Origin of the sequence: Nocardiopsis sp. MG754419 (assembly GCF_018207095.1) — a bacterium.
Taxonomy (GTDB): Bacteria; Actinomycetota; Actinomycetes; order Streptosporangiales; family Streptosporangiaceae; genus Nocardiopsis.
Window position 1 is genome coordinate 1 of the sequence record NZ_QOCZ01000268.1, and the last position, 3,282, is coordinate 3,282.

Consider the following 3,282-nt stretch of genomic DNA (forward strand, 5'->3'; position numbering starts at 1 on the left):
CTCCACCGGAACGCTGCCGGGGCCGGAGCCGCCGTCGGTGTGGGGGAGGGCCGTACGCAGGCCGTTCCACCGGGTACACGGACGCCTCCGGTGCCGCGTCGGGGTCCGCCGCAAGGGTCGCGGCGCGGGCGGGTACCCGCCAGGTCACCGGGCCGCGCCGCGTCCGACTCCGGTACGCTCGTGCCGTGTTCAAGGTAGGAGTTTTCGGCGCCGATGGGCGCATGGGGTCAGAGGTCGTCCGAGCGGTGCAGGCCGCCGACGACATGGAACTCGTCGCGGGTGTGGACAGCGCCGACGATCGTGACGCGGTGCTGGGCGCCGACCACGTCGTCGACTTCACCCACCCCGACGTGGTGATGGACAACCTGGAGTGGTTGATCGCGCGCGGCATCCACGCCGTCGTCGGCACCAGTGGCTTCGACGAGGCGAAACTGGCGCGCGTCCGCGCGATGCAGGCCGCCACGCCGGGGGCCAAGGTGCTCATCGCCCCGAACTTCGGTATCGCCGCCGTGCTCATGATGCACTTCGCGAAGAAGGCCGCGCCCTACTTCGAGTCCACCGAGATCATCGAGCTGCACCACCCGAACAAGGCCGACGCGCCCAGCGGCACGGCCTACCGGACCGCCGAGCTGGTCGGCGAGGCCCGCCGTGAGGCCGGCGTCGCGCCGATGCCCGACGCCACCACCTCCGAGATCCCGGGCGCCCGCGGCGCCGACGTGGACGGCGTACGCGTCCACGCGCTGCGCATCCAGGGCCTCATCGCCCACCAGGAAGTGGTGTTCGGCACCGACGGCGAGACCCTGAAGATCCGCCACGACTCGATGAACCGCACGTCGTTCATGCCCGGCGTCCTGCTGGGCGTCCGCCGGACGGCGGGGCTGGCCGAGGACCTGACGCTGGGTCTGGAGCCCCTTCTGGGCCTGGACTAGGTCGCGCGCGGCAGGGCCTCCGCTCGTGCCCCGACCCGGTTTCGGGTGCCTCGGTGCGCGGCGGGGACCCGCGGGACCCATGGTGGAGGGCGCGTTCCTCGCTCCCCACCAGTGGCCCGGTCGGCCGCGGGCACGGTCCGCCGTTGTCCGAACAGAAGCGACACCCCGGTGATCCGGTCCACGGGTGGCGGCGTCCGCTGACAGAACGCGAGGGGGACCGTCCCCGGGACGGTCCCCCTCGTCGTGTCCGACCGCGGGTTCAGGACGTGGACGGGGCAACCCCTGTCAGCCGTTCGGAGACCCGCCAGACCCGCGCGGCCTCCTCGGTGCTCCTCAACCGGCTGTAGAGCCTCTGCTCCGCGGGCGGGCCGCCCAGGTGCCCGGGGCCGGCGGGACCGTAGAAGCGACCGCCCTCGGCCGGGGGCGAGGTCGCCGCGTACAGCGCGGGTAGCGGAGCGCTCTCCACCGTTCCGAGGAGGATGCCGCGCGCGGACAACGCCCGGATGACGCGCACACCGAGGGTGTCCCGGTCACGACCGATCTCGGGGCGGGCGGCCAGCAGACTCGTCGGGGCGACCCCCGGATGGGAGATGTTGCTGGTGAGGCCCCATCCCCGCTCCCTGCTGCGCCGGTCGAGTTCGAGGGCGAAGAGGCCGAGTGCGATCTTCGACTGGCTGTAGGCGTGCCCTCCGTTGTAGGAACGCTCCCAGTTCAGGTCGTCCCAGTTGATCGAGTTCCGATCGGCGGAGATGCTGAGCTGGGAGGTCACGCGCGCCCGGCCCGCCCGGAGCAGCGGCATCAGACGGGCCACCAGGGCGAAGTGTCCGAGGTGATTGGTGCCGAACTGGAGCTCGAAGCCATCCTCCGTGGTCCGCCGTTCCGGTGGCGTCATCACCCCCGCGTTGTTCACGAGCAGGTGGATCGGGCGGTCCTCGTGGAGGAGCCGCTGGGCGAGCGCCTCGACCGAGTCGAGCGAGGACAGGTCCAGGGAGGCGAGTTCCATCTTCGCGTGGGGCACCCGCTCGCCGATCCACGCGAGCGCGGCCTCGCCCTTGCTCGGGTTCCGTACGGGAAGCAGCAGCTCCGCTCCGGCCGCGGCCAGGCGCAGGGCCAGGTGCAGGCCCATGCCGTCACTCGCTCCGGTGACCAACGCACGTCGGCCGGACAGATCGGGAACGGTGAACTCGGGTCGTTGGCGGGGCATGGTCGTCTCCAGGGCCGTTGCGATGGGTTCCGATCCAGAGGTTCGTCCCTCGGGGGAGTCGGGACAAGGACCCGCCGAACCACGGCCCGTCGATCCCCCTTTGGGCGCAGAGGGGGATCGACGGGCCGTGGTTCACCGAGCGCAGGGACGGTAGACACGAGGCAGGACACCGAAAGAAGGCACGTCGTGATCGATCGCACCGGGTTGGCCGGGTTCCTCCGCCGCCGCCGAGAGTCCCTGCAACCGGAGGACGTGGGGCTCCCCCGAGGGCCGCGCAGGAGGGCCAAGGGGTTGCGACGGGAGGAGATCTCCTTCCTCTGCGCCATGTCGACCGACTACTACGCGCGGCTCGAACGCGCGCGCGGGCCGCATCCCTCGGAGCAGATGCTCGCGTCGATCGCCCAGGGGCTGCACCTGTCGCTCGACGAGAGGGACCACCTGTTCCGTCTGGCCGGGCACAACCCGCCCGTGCGGGGTGCGAACACCGAACACATCAGCCCGGGACTGCTGCGCGTGTTCGATCGTCTGGGCGACACACCCGCGGAGATCGTCACCGAACTCGGGGAGACCCTGCGGCAGACCCCGATGGGGGTCGCGCTCACCGGCGACACGACCGCGTACGAGGGGCCCGCCCGCAGCTCGGGGTACCGGTGGTTCACGGAGCCGGCCGCACGGCTGCTCCACGCTCCCGAGGAGCACGCGTTCCTCACCCGTATGTACGCCTCGGGCCTGCGCGAGATCGCCACGCTGCGCGGCCCCGGCTCACGCGCCGCGCACTTCGTCGACCTGCTTCTGGAGCGGAGCGAGGAGTTCCGCCGGGTCTGGGAGGAGCACGAGGTCGGTGTCCGCCCGCACGGGGTCAAACGCTTCGTGCATCCGGAGGTCGGGTCGCTCGAACTCGATTGCCAACGGCTCCTCGACCCGGACCAGGCCCACGCGCTGCTCGTCTACACCGCCGTCCCCGGCAGCGAGAGTCACGAGAAGCTGCACCTGCTGTCCGTCCTCGGCCCCGGAGCCCTCCGGTGACCCGGGGACCGATCGCGCGCGTGGGCGGCGCGGCCCGCACGCACTCGCACGCCCCCGCTCGTCACGGACGCCGCCCCGGCGCCCCGACCCGCCCCGGGGCCCGGGAGCCCCGGGGCGGACCGG

General features: G+C 72.3%; 3 protein-coding genes. 2 read left to right on the forward strand and 1 reads right to left on the reverse strand.

All coding sequences use genetic code 11. The features are described 5' to 3' along the window. Positions 1 to 185: 185 nt before the first annotated feature. A complete protein-coding gene (gene dapB / locus DSY14_RS27390; protein ID WP_211719494.1) occupies positions 186 to 929 on the forward strand; it encodes a 4-hydroxy-tetrahydrodipicolinate reductase in 744 nt (247 codons plus the stop codon). 259 nt (positions 930 to 1,188) lie between these two features. On the opposite strand, the gene DSY14_RS27395 is transcribed toward dapB, so the two are convergent. Beyond that, positions 1,189 to 2,133, reverse strand: a complete 945-nt coding sequence (locus tag DSY14_RS27395; protein WP_211719495.1) for an SDR family oxidoreductase — start codon at positions 2,131 to 2,133, stop codon at positions 1,189 to 1,191. Between the two features lie 186 nt (positions 2,134 to 2,319). Between DSY14_RS27395 and DSY14_RS27400 the strand changes: the two genes are divergently transcribed. Beyond that, positions 2,320 to 3,159 (forward strand): helix-turn-helix transcriptional regulator, encoded by an 840-nt coding sequence (locus tag DSY14_RS27400; RefSeq protein WP_211719496.1) that lies wholly within the window; start codon positions 2,320 to 2,322, stop codon positions 3,157 to 3,159. Positions 3,160 to 3,282 lie beyond the last annotated feature (123 nt).